Source organism: Amycolatopsis sp. lyj-112 (genome assembly GCF_046549055.1).
In the GTDB taxonomy this organism is placed as follows: Bacteria; Actinomycetota; Actinomycetes; order Mycobacteriales; family Pseudonocardiaceae; genus Amycolatopsis.
Map to the genome: position 1 here is coordinate 862,027 of NZ_JAJPWS010000002.1, position 12,975 is coordinate 875,001.

At 67.8% G+C, this 12,975-nt stretch carries 14 protein-coding genes; 5 read left to right on the forward strand and 9 right to left on the reverse strand.

What is annotated here, in order from left to right:
• Nucleotides 1-259 precede the first annotated feature (259 nt).
• Entirely contained in the window at nucleotides 260-1,123 is an 864-nt protein-coding gene (locus ACLJRL_RS10930; protein ID WP_410655969.1) for an ANTAR domain-containing protein, read from the reverse strand.
• Between the two features lie 206 nt (nucleotides 1,124-1,329).
• Here ACLJRL_RS10930 and ACLJRL_RS10935 point away from each other — a divergent pair, with 206 nt between their 5' ends.
• Nucleotides 1,330-1,902 carry an ANTAR domain-containing protein gene (locus ACLJRL_RS10935; RefSeq protein ID WP_410655970.1) on the forward strand — a complete coding sequence of 191 codons (573 nt, stop codon included), beginning with the start codon at nucleotides 1,330-1,332 and terminating at the stop codon, nucleotides 1,900-1,902.
• Here the strand turns inward: ACLJRL_RS10935 and ACLJRL_RS10940 are convergent, their stop codons facing one another.
• From ACLJRL_RS10940 to ACLJRL_RS10950, 3 genes are read right to left on the reverse strand one after another with little or no spacing between them, the layout of a single operon-like run.
• Complete coding sequence (locus ACLJRL_RS10940; RefSeq protein ID WP_410655971.1) at nucleotides 1,903-3,756, reverse strand: CheR family methyltransferase; 1,854 nt, start codon at nucleotides 3,754-3,756, stop codon at nucleotides 1,903-1,905.
• Nucleotides 3,753-4,358, reverse strand: coding sequence for a chemotaxis protein CheB (locus ACLJRL_RS10945; RefSeq protein ID WP_410655972.1), 606 nt, complete (start codon nucleotides 4,356-4,358; stop codon nucleotides 3,753-3,755). The genes ACLJRL_RS10940 and ACLJRL_RS10945 overlap by 4 nt, the downstream gene beginning before the upstream one ends.
• A 25-nt stretch (nucleotides 4,359-4,383) precedes the next feature.
• Nucleotides 4,384-4,749: a hypothetical protein gene (locus tag ACLJRL_RS10950; RefSeq protein ID WP_410655973.1), complete on the reverse strand. Its 366-nt coding sequence runs from the start codon at nucleotides 4,747-4,749 to the stop codon at nucleotides 4,384-4,386.
• Nucleotides 4,750-4,994: 245 nt separating this feature from the next.
• Here ACLJRL_RS10950 and leuA point away from each other — a divergent pair, with 245 nt between their 5' ends.
• A complete protein-coding gene (gene leuA, locus ACLJRL_RS10955; RefSeq protein ID WP_410655974.1) occupies nucleotides 4,995-6,752 on the forward strand; it encodes a 2-isopropylmalate synthase in 1,758 nt (585 codons plus the stop codon).
• Nucleotides 6,753-6,818: 66 nt separating this feature from the next.
• Here leuA and ACLJRL_RS10960 read toward each other — a convergent pair whose 3' ends face one another.
• Complete coding sequence (locus ACLJRL_RS10960; RefSeq protein ID WP_410655975.1) at nucleotides 6,819-7,457, reverse strand: peroxiredoxin-like family protein; 639 nt, start codon at nucleotides 7,455-7,457, stop codon at nucleotides 6,819-6,821.
• Between the two features lie 58 nt (nucleotides 7,458-7,515).
• On the opposite strand from ACLJRL_RS10960, the gene ACLJRL_RS10965 reads away from it, so the two are divergent.
• Complete coding sequence (locus ACLJRL_RS10965) at nucleotides 7,516-8,124, forward strand: TetR/AcrR family transcriptional regulator (protein ID WP_410655976.1); 609 nt, start codon at nucleotides 7,516-7,518, stop codon at nucleotides 8,122-8,124.
• Here ACLJRL_RS10965 and ACLJRL_RS10970 read toward each other — a convergent pair.
• Complete coding sequence (locus ACLJRL_RS10970; RefSeq protein ID WP_410655977.1) at nucleotides 8,081-9,019, reverse strand: LysR family transcriptional regulator; 939 nt, start codon at nucleotides 9,017-9,019, stop codon at nucleotides 8,081-8,083. The two genes, ACLJRL_RS10965 and ACLJRL_RS10970, sit on opposite strands and share 44 nt — an antisense overlap.
• An 87-nt stretch (nucleotides 9,020-9,106) precedes the next feature.
• On the opposite strand from ACLJRL_RS10970, the gene ACLJRL_RS10975 reads away from it, so the two are divergent.
• Nucleotides 9,107-10,030: an EamA family transporter gene (locus ACLJRL_RS10975; RefSeq protein ID WP_410655978.1), complete on the forward strand. Its 924-nt coding sequence runs from the start codon at nucleotides 9,107-9,109 to the stop codon at nucleotides 10,028-10,030.
• Here ACLJRL_RS10975 and erm read toward each other — a convergent pair.
• Nucleotides 9,933-10,736 carry a 23S ribosomal RNA methyltransferase Erm gene (gene erm, locus ACLJRL_RS10980; protein WP_410655979.1) on the reverse strand — a complete coding sequence of 268 codons (804 nt, stop codon included), beginning with the start codon at nucleotides 10,734-10,736 and terminating at the stop codon, nucleotides 9,933-9,935. The two genes, ACLJRL_RS10975 and erm, sit on opposite strands and share 98 nt — an antisense overlap.
• A gap of 180 nt (nucleotides 10,737-10,916) precedes the next feature.
• Complete coding sequence (locus ACLJRL_RS10985) at nucleotides 10,917-11,615, reverse strand: SDR family oxidoreductase (RefSeq protein WP_410655980.1); 699 nt, start codon at nucleotides 11,613-11,615, stop codon at nucleotides 10,917-10,919.
• A gap of 88 nt (nucleotides 11,616-11,703) precedes the next feature.
• On the opposite strand from ACLJRL_RS10985, the gene ACLJRL_RS10990 reads away from it, so the two are divergent.
• The gene (locus tag ACLJRL_RS10990; RefSeq protein ID WP_410655981.1) at nucleotides 11,704-12,288 is read left to right on the forward strand and encodes a CGNR zinc finger domain-containing protein; all 585 of its coding nucleotides are present in this window, start codon (nucleotides 11,704-11,706) and stop codon (nucleotides 12,286-12,288) included.
• On the opposite strand, the gene ACLJRL_RS10995 is transcribed toward ACLJRL_RS10990, so the two are convergent.
• The gene (locus tag ACLJRL_RS10995; protein ID WP_410655982.1) at nucleotides 12,261-12,902 is read right to left on the reverse strand and encodes an SDR family oxidoreductase; all 642 of its coding nucleotides are present in this window, start codon (nucleotides 12,900-12,902) and stop codon (nucleotides 12,261-12,263) included. The two genes, ACLJRL_RS10990 and ACLJRL_RS10995, sit on opposite strands and share 28 nt — an antisense overlap.
• Between the last annotated feature and the right edge of the window lie 73 nt (nucleotides 12,903-12,975).

A 12,975-nucleotide genomic window follows, 5' to 3' on the forward strand; every position in this document is an offset into this window, starting at 1 on the left:
GGTGCCTACGTCGGGTGGCGGTTCTGCTGGTCGGTGCGCAGGCGGCGGTTTCGCGTGATTGGAGGGACGACACGCGTGTCCAGGCGGACGGCGAGCGTGTTCAGATGGACGACACGGGGTGGAAGCCCGGCCGCGGGCGTGTCGTCCGTCCAGTCACAGGTGTCGTCCGTCCGGTCACGTCCGGGGAGGCGGCGGTATCGCGTGGCACGGGACTCGTGAGTGATTCGGGTCATTAGAACGACCCGAATCACTCACGACGTCAGCTGAACCGTGCGGTCCGGTTCACGATCGCGACGGCGACTTCGGTGACTGTCTTGTTCCGGGCGAAGGCGTGCGCGCGGAGGAGGGCCAGCGCGTCCGAGGCGGAGCACTCCTGCAAGGTCATGACCATTCCCGTGGCCTGGTGCACCACGGCGCGGAGATCCACGTCGTCGAACAGCGGATGCGCGGGTAACCCGTCCTCGGCGTCGACAGCCACCGAGAGGTCCAGAGCGGTGGCTGTCAGCGCCCCGGCCACCGTCGCCACCGAACTGGTCACCACGAGGTCCGAGGCGGCGTCGGGCCGGTAGGCGGTGAGGGCACCCAGCGGTGCCTCGGGCCTCCCCAGCCGAGCCGAAACCACCGCGTGGACCCCGAGTCCGTACAGGGCCGGGCCGAACTGGGGCCACTGACGCGAAAGCTCTTCCTCACCGCAGACGTTCAACGTCCCGGAGGCATCAAGAGCCGTCTGGGCCGGGCCTTCACCGAAGACGTACTCGAGGTCGTGAGCCGCTTCGGCGACCGAGTCGGATACCGCGACGGCGGCCTCGTCCCGCTTCAGGCCGAGCAGGGTCATGGCCATACTCGGGCTGCCGGTCGCCGTGGCGACCGCCGCCATGAACTTCGGCGGGAGAGTGCGCGTGTACCGCTGCCTTTCCGTCCACAGGCTCAAGGCGTCGGCGTGGGCGGCGTGCAACTCGGCCGCGGCCCGGTGCTGGCGCTCGGTCGCCCGGTGCAGTTCGGCCATCCGCAGGTGAAAGGCACGCATCGGCTCACCTGCCGTGTCGACCAGGCCTTCATGCCGCTGGGCGACGGCCGCCGCTCGGGCCTCACGCCCGGTTTCGGCCTCGACGAACTTACGCATGGCGGACGAGTCGAATCGACCGTCGGCACCATCCCTCATAGGCCGAGCGTACGCCGCGATACCGCCACAGGAAGAGACCCGAACGGCTGAGCGCATCGGGTTTCACTTCGTTCCGCGACGGGCTAGCGTTGTCAGCTCACCTCTGATCTCTTCGTCCTCGGTCCGGCTCTCCGCCGTCGGGGACGGGCAACGCCCCGCTGATCGTGGTGAACACCGACGCGCGGCTCGAAATGCCGCCACTGAGCGGACTTCTCACCGAAGAAGGCCCCGAATCCCACGGCGAGCAGGTCGTCAACGTGCTCCTCGACGAGGCGGCGACCCGGTGGCCACACCTGGCTCCGGCGGCGCTGTCCCTCGGCTTCCGGTCCCTGCACGCGTTTCCGTTCCGCCGCCGCGAACACGTACTCGGCGCGGTGACCATCCTGACCACGGAGACCACACCGCTGGCCGACGCCGACATACGGATCGGGACCGCACTCGCCGACGCGGCCACGATCGGCATGCTCAACCACCGGGCGATCGCCGGGCTGACCGCGACCTCCGAGCAACTGCAGGGAGCGCTCAGCAGCAGGGTGATCATCGAACAGGCGAAGGGCCTGGTGTCCGCCCGGCTGGAGATCGGCTTGGACGAGGCGTTCCTCCTAATGCGCCGCTACGCACGCGGACACAACCAGCGGATCAGCGAGGTCGCCGGACAGCTGGTCAGCCGCGACCTGACGGCGGCCGCTCTGGCGGCCTCGCTCCAGGCGCACGTGATGAAAACGGGCCGCCGGAGATGATCAGTTCCGCGGTCGCTTCTCCATCAGCAGCACGACTCCGCCGCCCTGCCCGCGCAGCGGCGAACAGCTGACCGAGGACACGACCGCCCTGCCCTTGCGGTCTATCGCGTCGATCTCGACCCGGCCGGACCGGTGCCCGGTCTCGTTGCAGGTTTCGACGGAGGGACGGAGGTCTTCCGTCAGCAGACCGAAGTCCAGGGAGAAGAAGTCCTCCCCGTAGACCTCGTCTGCGCGCAGGCCCCACAGCTCTTCCGCGCCGCGGTTCCAGCCGCGCACCTGGAGATCGCCGTCGAGCACGACCACCCCGGCCTCGACGCTGGACAGCACACCTTCGAGGAACATACGCGTCTCGTCGAGTTCCGCGCCGCGGATGCGCATCTCCTCGTTCATCGTTTCGAGTTCTTCGTTGCCCGACTGGAGTTCCTCGTTGGTGGTCTCGAGTTCCTCGTTGGTGGACTGGAGTTCCTCGTTCGTGGTCTCGAGTTCCTCGATGCTCGACTGAAGTTCCTCGTTGACCGTTTCGAGTTCCGCGTTCGTCGACTGGACTTCGGCGTAGGCCGTCGCGAGATCCTCCTGGACTCGCTTGACCTCGTGCTGGAGGCGGGTGGCCTCGGTGGTGTCGATGAACGTGATCGCTGCGCCGATATCGTCACCGTCGATGGTCAGCAGGGGCCGGACGACGATGTCGAAGTACTGCCCCTCGTCGTTGGGCTTCTGCCGCCGCACGGAATTGATCCGGATGCTGCGGCGCTCACTGTGCGCCTGGTCGATCACCGACCGGAGTTCGATCGGGCGGTAGGAGATCTCGAGGTCGTGGAACGGCCTGCCCACATCGTGTGAGGAGAGCCCGAACTGCAGCCTCGCCGAGCCGTTGATGAGGGTGACCGTGCCGTCGCGTTCGATGCCCAGCACCGAATCGGGAGACGACGCCAAGGCGAGTTCGCTCACGAGCCGCCTTCGGTTGGCATCCCGCATCCCCGCGCCCGCCCGCACGTCGAACCGCGGCGCCTTCGGCGGAATCACGCCGCCCGACCGAAGCTTGAACACCCGGTTCCGCATATTGGTGACGTCGAACCTGTCGCCTTCGGAAAGCAGCATCTCGGCTTTCCCAAGGAACAGGTAGCCGCCTTCGTTGAGCGCGAAATGGAAGCGCTCGATGATCTTCGTCTGCGCCTCGACGTTGAAGTACATCAAGGTGTTGCGGCAGGTGAGCAGGTCGACCCGGGAAATGGAGGCGTCGCGGGTGATGTCATGCCTGCCGAAGATCACCCGGCGACGGAGGTCACGGCGGAAGACGAACAGCTCACCGCTCGGCTCGAAGTACTTCTCCTTGATTCCCTCGGGAAGCCGCTCCAGGGCTTTCATGGGGTACACCCCCGCCCTCGCCTCTCGCAGGGCCTCATCGTCGACATCGGTTCCGTAGATCTTGATGCGGGTGGCGCACGCCTCGATGCCAAGGTGCTCCGCGAAGATGATCGCGAGGGAGTAGGCCTCCTCCCCGCTGGAACATCCGGCGCTCCAGATCCGGATCTCGTCGGCGGGGCTGACCCTTTCGATCAGTTCCGGCACGACGATCGTCTGCAGGTGATTCCAGGCTTCGATGTCACGGAAGAAACTGGTGACATTGATCAGAATGGTGTTGAAGAGTTTGAGGAACTCCTCGGAATTGATCTCCAGGAAATCCCGGTATTCCGCGTACCCCTCGATCTTCATGGTCTGCATCCGCCTGCGGATCCGGCGAGCGAGCGAGGCCCTCTTGTAGCCGGTGAAATCGAAGCCACGGGAATCCCTGATGAACGTCAGCAGGGCCTCGAGGTCGCGAACGTCTTCGACTTCGCCGTCGGGCTCGTTCACAGTGTTCTTGTTCCCTTCACCAGGCCGACGAGCGCACCGGCGATTTCGTCCAGCCGGAGTACCAGATCGACCGCCACGGCCCTCGCCACGGCCTGTGGCATGCCCTTGAATTCGGCGGTTTCCGGATCTTCGGCCACCACGGTACCGCCCTGCGACTTCACGACACCGGCACCCGCCGCACCGTCGGAACCGGTCCCGGTCAGGACACAGGCGAGCACGGCGGGACCGTAAACGGCGGCGGCGGACCGGAAGAGCAGGTCGGCCGACGGCCGGACGAAGCGCACCTGTTCGGTCTCCGACAAATCGAGCTCGCCACCGGTTTTCACCAGGAGATGACGGTTCGGCGGAGCCACATAGACGACGCCGGGCACGATGACTTCGCCGAGTTCGGCCAGTTTGATCCGCAGACGCGACCGGCGGTCGAGGATCTCGGCGAGGAGCGTGTCATGTCTGGGGTCGAGATGCTGGACGACGACCATCGGCACCGGGAAATCGGCGGGCAGGCTCCCGAGAATCGCCAAGAGCGCCTTGACTCCGCCCGCCGAAGAGCCGATGGCGACGATCTCGTACGCCGTCACCTCAAGGCGGGCCGGGCCGGTCATGGTCCAAGCCTAGTGCCCCCAGGACTTAGGCGGAGCCGCCCACGCGGCGGATGATCTTGGCGATGATGGCCGAAACCACCATCCAGAAGACCGCCGCGATGCCGTAGTTGATCAGCACCCGCAGCTTGGCGTCCTCGGGCATGAACAGGTCCTTGAAGCCCAGCAAGAGACCGTCGGCCCAGCCGCGCACGAACGAGACGATGCCGTTGTCGGGGTTCGCCTCACCGATCACGAAGACGACGTGCAGGACCAGGATGGCCGCGAAGATCAGGCCGACCCAGCGGACGATCCCGGCCAGCACACCGGCCGCCCGACCGCCGCCCGCACGCCAGTCGACCTTGCGCCTGGTCTCCTGATCTGCGGTTTCCTTCTCTTCAGCGTGCTCGCCCATGCCGGGGAGTGTGGCACGCCGCCAGGTCCGATTGCTACCCGCGAGTAACCCGAATGGGCGCCACCGTGGTCACAGTTCGATCGCGGCCCGGGTTTCCTTTCGGGAGATCACGCGGTTAAGGTGGCCTCGTGGCTCGAGTTCTCCTGCTTCGCTGCCGCGACGGGGCCTGATCGGACCGGCTCCCCGTCGCGGGGCTTCGTGGTGCCGGTCGTTCGCACCCGATTCTTCAGGAGAACCGACCCCTCATGAGCATTCGCAAGCCCACGCGCCCGGCCCCGTCCGAACAGCCTTCGTGGAACACCCAGCGCGGCACTTCGATGCCCGTACACCGCTATCGCCCCTGGTTCGAGGTGGTCGAGAACATCGACCTGCCCGACCGCACCTGGCCGGACAAGCGCATCGACACCGCCCCGCTGTGGTGCGCGGTGGACCTGCGTGACGGCAACCAGGCCCTGATCGACCCGATGTCGCCGGCGCGCAAGCGCAAGTTCTTCGACCTGCTGGTCCGCATGGGCTACAAGGAGATCGAGGTCGGCTTTCCGGCGGCGTCGCAGACCGACTTCGACTTCGTCCGCGAGATCATCGAGGAAGGCGCCATCCCGGAGGACGTCAGCATCCAGGTGCTGACCCAGTGCCGCCCCGAGCTGATCGAGCGCACCTTCAAGTCGCTCGAAGGGGCGCCGCGCGCGATCGTCCACATCTACAACTCGACGTCGATCCTGCAGCGCCGCGTCGTGTTCCGCGAGGAGCGCATCGGCATCACGAAGATCGCCGCGCAGGCCGCCGAGCTGGTCGTCGACTACGCGGCGAAGCAGCCGGACACCGACTTCCGCTTCCAGTACTCGCCGGAGTCCTACACCGGCACCGAGCTGTCGTACGCGCTCGAAGTCTGCAACACGATCACCGAGATCTGGCAGCCGACGCCGGAGAAGCCGGTCATCCTGAACCTGCCGGCCACCGTCGAGATGGCGACGCCGAACGTCTACGCCGACTCGATCGAGTGGATGCACCGCAACCTGGAGCGCCGCGACTCGGTGATCCTGTCGCTGCACCCGCACAACGACCGCGGCACCGGTATCGCCGCCGCCGAACTGGGCTACCAGGCGGGCGCCGACCGGATCGAAGGCTGCCTGTTCGGCAACGGTGAGCGCACCGGCAACGTCGACCTGGTCGCGCTGGGCATGAACCTCTACAGCCAGGGCATCGACCCGCAGATCGACTTCTCCGACATGGACGAGATCAAGCGGACCGTCGAGTACTGCAACCAGCTGACGGTGCACGAGCGCAGCCCGTGGGCCGGTGACCTGGTGTTCACCGCCTTCTCCGGCAGCCACCAGGACGCGATCAACAAGGGCCTCGACGCGATGAAGACCGCCGCCGACAAGGCGGGATCGCCGGTGGACGAGCACCCGTGGGAGGTCCCGTACCTGCCCATCGACCCGAAGGACCTGGGCCGCAGCTACGAGGCCGTGATCCGGGTGAACTCGCAGTCCGGCAAGGGCGGCGTCGCCTACATCATGAAGGCCGAGCACCAGCTCGACCTGCCCCGGCGCCTGCAGATCGAGTTCTCCAAGGTCGTCCAGCGCCACACCGACTCCGAGGGCGGCGAGGTCGACCCGACGACGATGTGGAACGCGTTCTCGGCCGAGTACCTGGAGCCGAAGACGCCGCTGGAGCTGGTGCGCCAGCACGTCAGGGACAACGGGGACGGCGAGTACGACATCACCGCGACCGTGCGGGTCGAGGGTGACGAGCACGAGGTCACCGGGCGCGGGAACGGCCCGATCGCGGCGTTCTTCGACGCGCTGTCGACGGTCGGGTTCGACCTGCGGCTGCTCGACTACAGCGAGCACACGCTGACACCGGGCGACGACGCGCGGGCGGCGTCGTACATCGAGTGCGCGATCTCCGACCGGGTGTTCTGGGGCATCGGGATCGACTCGTCGATCGTGACCGCGTCGCTGCGGGCCGTCGTCTCGGCCGTGAACCGCGCCAACCGCTAGGTCTGCGTAGTCCGTGAAGGACTCCTTGAGGGAATCAGATTCCCTCAAGGAGTCCTTCACGGACTTCTAGAGAGCTTTCACCGCGGCCAGGACATCGGCCGGGTCGGTCCGGGTGGTGTAGTCCGGGTGGACGTCGATGTAGCGGATGACGCGCTCGCGGTCCACGACCAGGACGGTCGGGTACGGCAGCTCCCAGTCCTGCTCGCCGTTGATCTTCTCGACGTCGCCGATGAGCGTGTCGAACGCCGGCTTCGTCTCCGGGGCGAGCCGGAACGTGATGCCGAGCGCACGCCCGAGCTTGCTGCCCGTGTCGGACAGCACGGCGAACTCGAGGTCCTTTGTGGACAGCGAGTCGTCCGGGAGCTGCGGGCTGACGGCGACCAGCTTCGCGCCCAGGTTCTCCAGCTGTGGCAGCACTTCCTGCTGATACGTGCGCAGAGCCAGGTTGCAGTACGGACACCACGCCCCGCGGTAGAACACCACGACGGCGGGCCCGTCCGCGACCAGGTCGCCGAGCGACACGGGGGCGCCACCCGCGTCCGGCAGCGTGAAGTCCGGCATCACCGTCCCCGGTTTCGCGGCCGCCTCGGCGACCACCCCGACGAACGTTTCGCGGTCGGCCTTGAGCACTTCGGCGATCTCCGCCGGAACGTGGCTCGCGACGTTGCCCCGCAATTCGGCCAGGTCGGTGTTGAGATCCCCCATGGTCGGCTCCTTTGATTGTACTGATCGGTACATTGAGCCCGACTGTACTATCCGGTACATGGATGGTCAACCGGCTGCTTCGACCCCGCGCGGGCGCCTGACGCGGGACGCGATCGTCGACGCGGCGGCGGAACTGATGTACGTCAACGGCGTCGCCGGGACGAGCGTCGACAAGGTGCTCGCGGCGAGCGGGGCCGGGAAATCGCAGATGTACCACTACTTCAAGAACAAGGATCAGCTCGTCGAAGCGGTCATCAAGCGCTATCTCGAGTCGATCCTCGGCCACCAGCCGACCATCTTCGAACTCCACTCCTGGGCCGATTTCGAGCAGTGGACCCAGGAAATCCTGGCCATCCAGAGCACGCCGAAGGGCCCGATCGCCTGCCCGCTCGGCAACCTCACCGGCGAACTCGGGGACGACCCGAAGATCGCGCCGCTGCTCGACGGCGCCTACCGCGAGTGGGAGTCACACCTCGAAAACGGCCTGAAGTCCTTGCAGGAAAAGGGAAATCTGGCCAAGGACGCCGACCCGGCCCGGCTGGCGCAGACCGCGATGGCCTGCGTGCAGGGAGGCCTGCTGATGGCCCACCTCCGGCACGACATCACCCCGATCGCCGACGCGCTCAAACTCGCGCTGGATCACCTGAAGAGTCACGCTCGCCGGTGAGCGCGGCGACCTCGTCGGCCAGCGCGTCGAGCACCTTCGCCACCGCGGGCCGCGAGGACGCGCCGAGTCGGCAGACCGCCTCGACGTGTCGCGCGGCCTTGATCCCGGCCAGCGGACGGCAGACCAGACCGCTGCCGCGACGAGTGTCCATTGTGTACCGGGGCAGCAGTGCGATCCCGTGCCCGGCGGCGACAAGTCGTTCGGTGATACGGAAATCGTTGATGCGCTGGACGACCTGCGGGCGCATGCCGGTGCGGATGATCAGCGACTGGAGGATGTCGTCGACCGGGAACCCGGCGTTGACGCTGATCCAGCGTTCGCCGGCGAGTTCGGCCAGTTCGATCCGGCGCCGCTTCGCCAGCCGGTGGCCCGCCGGGAGCGCGACGTCGAGCGGCTCACGCAACAGGTGCCGCGACTCCAGCCGCTCCGAACCGAGCGGCGGCGCGTGCTCGTCCCGGTGCGCCACCACGATGTCGTAGTCCGCGACGAGCCCGGGGACGTCCGGCGGGGTCATGTCGATGTCGCGCACGATGATGTCCAGCCCGTCGAACTCCGCCGTCCGATGCAGCAGCCCGGGCAGCAGCATCAGCCCGGCCGACTGGAAGATCGCCATCCGGACCTGTCCGCGTGGCGCGCTCCGGTAAACGTCCAATTCGGACTCCGCGCGGTCGAGCGCGGCGAGCACGTCGTCGGCACGGGCGACCAGCGCGCGGCCCGCGTCGGTCAGCCGCAGGCCCCGGCCCGCCGGCTCGGTCAGCGCGAGGCCAACGTCGCCCTGCAGGGCCCGTAGCTGCTGGGAAACCGCGGAGGGCGTGCAGTGCAGAGCTTTCGCGGCCGCCGTCACGCTGCCGCGGTCGGCGAACTCCCGCAGGGTCCGCAACCGGCCGATGTCCATGCCGCCAGCATATGTGAAGCAGAACTGAACGATCACTGAAAATATTATCGCTTGTCCTTCACGGTATGCACCCGTAAGAGTGAAGGTATGCCCGTCCGCGACCGTTTGCTCGCCCTGTTCGTCGCCGTCCTCTGGGGCTGCAACTTCCTCGCCATCCACGCCACCCTCGAACAGTTCCCACCCGTGTTCGCCGGCGGCCTGCGGTTCGCGGTCATCGCGATCCCGACGATCCTGTTCGTCCCCTGGCCGAAGGTGAAGATCCGCCACCTGCTCGGCTACGGGCTGGGCTTCGGCACCGGGCAGTTCGCGTTCCTCTTCATCGCGATGGACACCGGCATGCCGACCGGCCTGGCGTCGCTGGTGCTGCAGGCCTCGGCCCCGTTCACCGTCCTGCTCGGCGCCGTCTTCCTGCGGGAACACGTCTCCAAGCGACAGCTCGGCGGGATCCTGCTGGCCGTCGCCGGGATGGCCACGATCGCCTGGCAACAGGCCGGGAACGCCACCCTGCTGCCGGTGATCCTGACCCTGCTCGGCGCGCTGAGCTGGGCGTTCGGCAACCTGAGCACGCGACAGGCGGCACCGGACAACCCGCTGAACTTCGTCCTCTGGATGTCCGTGGTGCCGCCGCTGCCGATGTTCGCGCTGTCGCTGGCCATGGAGGGCCCGGCGGAAATCGGCCACTCGCTGAGCACTTTGGGCACGCCGACCGGGCTGATCGGCCTCGGCGGCCTGACCTACGTCGTGCTCTTCGGCACGATCGTCGGCTCCGGGATCTGGACGTCGCTGATGCGCCGCAACCCGGTCGGCGTGGTCGCGCCGTTCTCCCTTCTGGTGCCGGTGGTCGGGCTGTCGATGGCGTTCCTCGTGCTCGACGAGCGGCCGTCGCTGCTCGAAGTCATCGCGGCGGTCGTGGTCATCGGCGGCGTGCTGTTCGGCTCGACGAAGCGCCGCGCACGGGAGCCGGACTTCCTCGCTGAAGCAGAAACACCTCAGCCCACTGGCGTGCGGTGAGGCTCTTGGGCAACGCGGTGGGAGCGATCCCCTCTTCCCGGAGCCAGCGGCGCGTCTCGCGAGGTGCGGCCAGGATCTCGTCGATTCCCCGGCCCCGACCGGTGAACACCCGCTGGACGAACGCCTGGTAGCGCCCGCGATCCCGGTGCTCGACGAGCGGAAGCGCGCGGCGGGTCATGGTCAGCACTCCGCCGTCGACGCCGGGCTTCGGGGAGAACGCCGACGCGGGAACCCTGGTGACCAGCCGGAAATCGAACCACGGCCACCACTGAGCGGTCATCATGGTCGCGCCGCCGACGCCCGCGCGGCGGCGCGCCACCTCCCACTGCACGAGCAGCACGGCCTCGGTCCAGCCCGGCGCGTGCAGGACGCGGCGCAGCATCGCGGTGGTCAGAGGGAACGGCAGATTGCCGACCAGCACGTGCGGCGCCCGCGGAGGGATGAACCGCAGGAAGTCCTCGGTGACGATCTCCGTCGGCGGCCGGACGCGGCTCGCCAGCCGGACGGCGCGCCGGTCGTCGATTTCGACGGCGATCAGGCGCCTGCCCAACCGCTGCAGCGGAAGGGTCAGCGCGCCATCACCGGCGCCGATCTCCACGATCGGCCCGCCGGTGTCCGCGACGAGCCCGACGACGGTGTCGATGATGGTCCGGTCGATGAGAAAGTTCTGGCCGAGCTCATGACGGCCAGGACGGTGTGTGCGCAAGGGATCTCCGCGGCTTCGAGGTGAGCCGGGCAGCCTGAAGCAGGCCCGGCGATGACTCGCTCGGGCGGCGGTTCCTTGCTGAATGCGCGGGATCCGCCGCTAGGCGCGGCGGGTCCGGGTGAAGGCGGAAGCACACATGGCGGCGAAACTACCCCGGCCGATGAGCTCCCGCCAACGGTTTTACGCGCCGACCCGGCTGGTGCCCAGGTGCTCGACCGGACCGGACAGCGCGGCCTTGACCGCGCGGGTGAGGTCGTCGGTGAGCACCTCGGTCTCGCCCTTCTCCAGTCCTTCGACGACCTGGCGAGCGACGTCGCGCGGGTCGTTCTTCTCGACGTCGAAGCCCTGGGTCATGTCGGTGTCGGTGTAGCCGAGGTGGACGCCGACGACCTGGGTGCCCTGCTCGGCGAACTCGATGCGGAGCGAGTTGGTGAGCGACCAGAAGGCCGCCTTCGACGCGCCGTACGAGCCCGAGCCAGCCGCCCACGACAGGACCGAGTGGATGTTGACCAGCGCTCCGCCGTCCTTGAGCTGCGGCGCAAACGCTTGCGCGATGCGCACGGCACCGAAGACGTTGGTCTCGAAGACCGGCCGGTGCGCGTCGACGTCCGTGGTCAGCAGCGAGCCGAGCCCGAGGACGCCGGCGTTGTTGAAGACGATCGTCGCGTCGCCCGCCCGCCCGGCCAGTTCGCGGACGGACTCCGGGTCGGTGACGTCGAGCGGGAGCGGCACGATCCGCGGATCGGTCTCCTCGCGCGGCGCCCTGGCGGTCGCGTAGACCTTGGCCGCGCCGCGTTCGAGCAGTTCGGCGACGAAGGCCTTGCCCAGTCCGCGCTGTCCGCCGGTGACCAGGACTACGGCTCCCTCGATGGAGGTCATGATGTGCTCCTCTTGACAGAAGTGTTTGGCTTTTACCTCTGTCGCCAGAATGCCGACGCGACACGACAGAGTCAAGTACTCTTGACCTATGTCATGGACCGCGACGGACCGGTACCGGTTGCGCACCGCCCCCTCGGGGCTGGCGCTCGTTCAGGACTTCCTCAACACGAAGGCGATCAAGGCCCACGGCCTCGACCTGCTCAGCGACGCCGACCTCGCGCGGCCCTGGGTGACGGAGGCATTGGCGGAATGGTCGCGGGCACGCGACACCGAAGTGCCGGAGATCACCGTGGGCTCAGGAGACTTAGGCGCCCTTCGCGACCTGCGCGAGTCGTTCGTTTCGCTCGTCGACGACGGCGACGCGTCGGCCGTGAAACCGATCAAGGCGGACCTGGTGCTGCGGGACGGCGTCGTCCGGCTGTTCCCCTCCGGCGCCGGACGGCAGTGGCTCACTTCGGCGCTGTGGACGGAGACGCTGCTCGCGCAGCAGGCCGGGATCTGGCAGCGGCTGAAACTGTGCCGGCTCGACGGCTGCCGCTCGGCGTTCTACGACGTCTCGCGCAATAACAGCGGGGTCTGGCACGACGTCCGCACCTGCGGGAACGTCGCGAACCTGCGGGCATCGCGGGAACGGAAGAAGGATTCTCAGCTGAAAGAAGCCAGGGCCGACTGAATCGGGATCTCGCCGCCGAGGACGTCGAAGCCCTGATTCTCGGTGAGCGGCTCCTCAAGGGTGCCGACCAGGACGGCTGCGACGTCGGCGCGAGCGACACGGCCCGGTTCGAGATGCCCGCCGATCTTGACGCGGCCGCTGGGCTGGTCGTCGGTGAGCGTGCCGGGGCGGACGATCGTCCAGATCAGGCTGGACCGGCGGAGCTTGCTGTCGGAGATCTGTTTCGCCATCAGGATCGAGCGCACCAGCCGGTCGCCCTGATCCGGCGAATCGGCGAACTGGGCGGAAAGCTGCACGAACCGCGAGACGCCCGCCTTCTCCGCGGCGTGGATCGCGGTGATCACGCCATCGCGGTCGACGAGGTTCACCGACGCCTGATCCGGATCGGGCGCGCCGATCGTGTTGATCACGACCTCGGACCCGGCGAGCGCCTCGACGAGATCGTCGGCGTCGGCGGTGACGTCCGCGACCACGGTCTCGGCGCCGAGACCGGCGACCTCCTCGGCGCGGCTACGGCTGCGAAGGCCCGCCCGCACCTGATGCCCCCGCCCTCGCAGAAGCCGGACCACGTGAATCCCCGTACGCCCCGAAGCACCCAGCACTGTGACCCGCATGACAGCGAGTCTGCCCGAAACCCGCGGGCGGCGCCTGGTCGTCGTGAGTGATTTGGGTCGTTCTAACGACCCA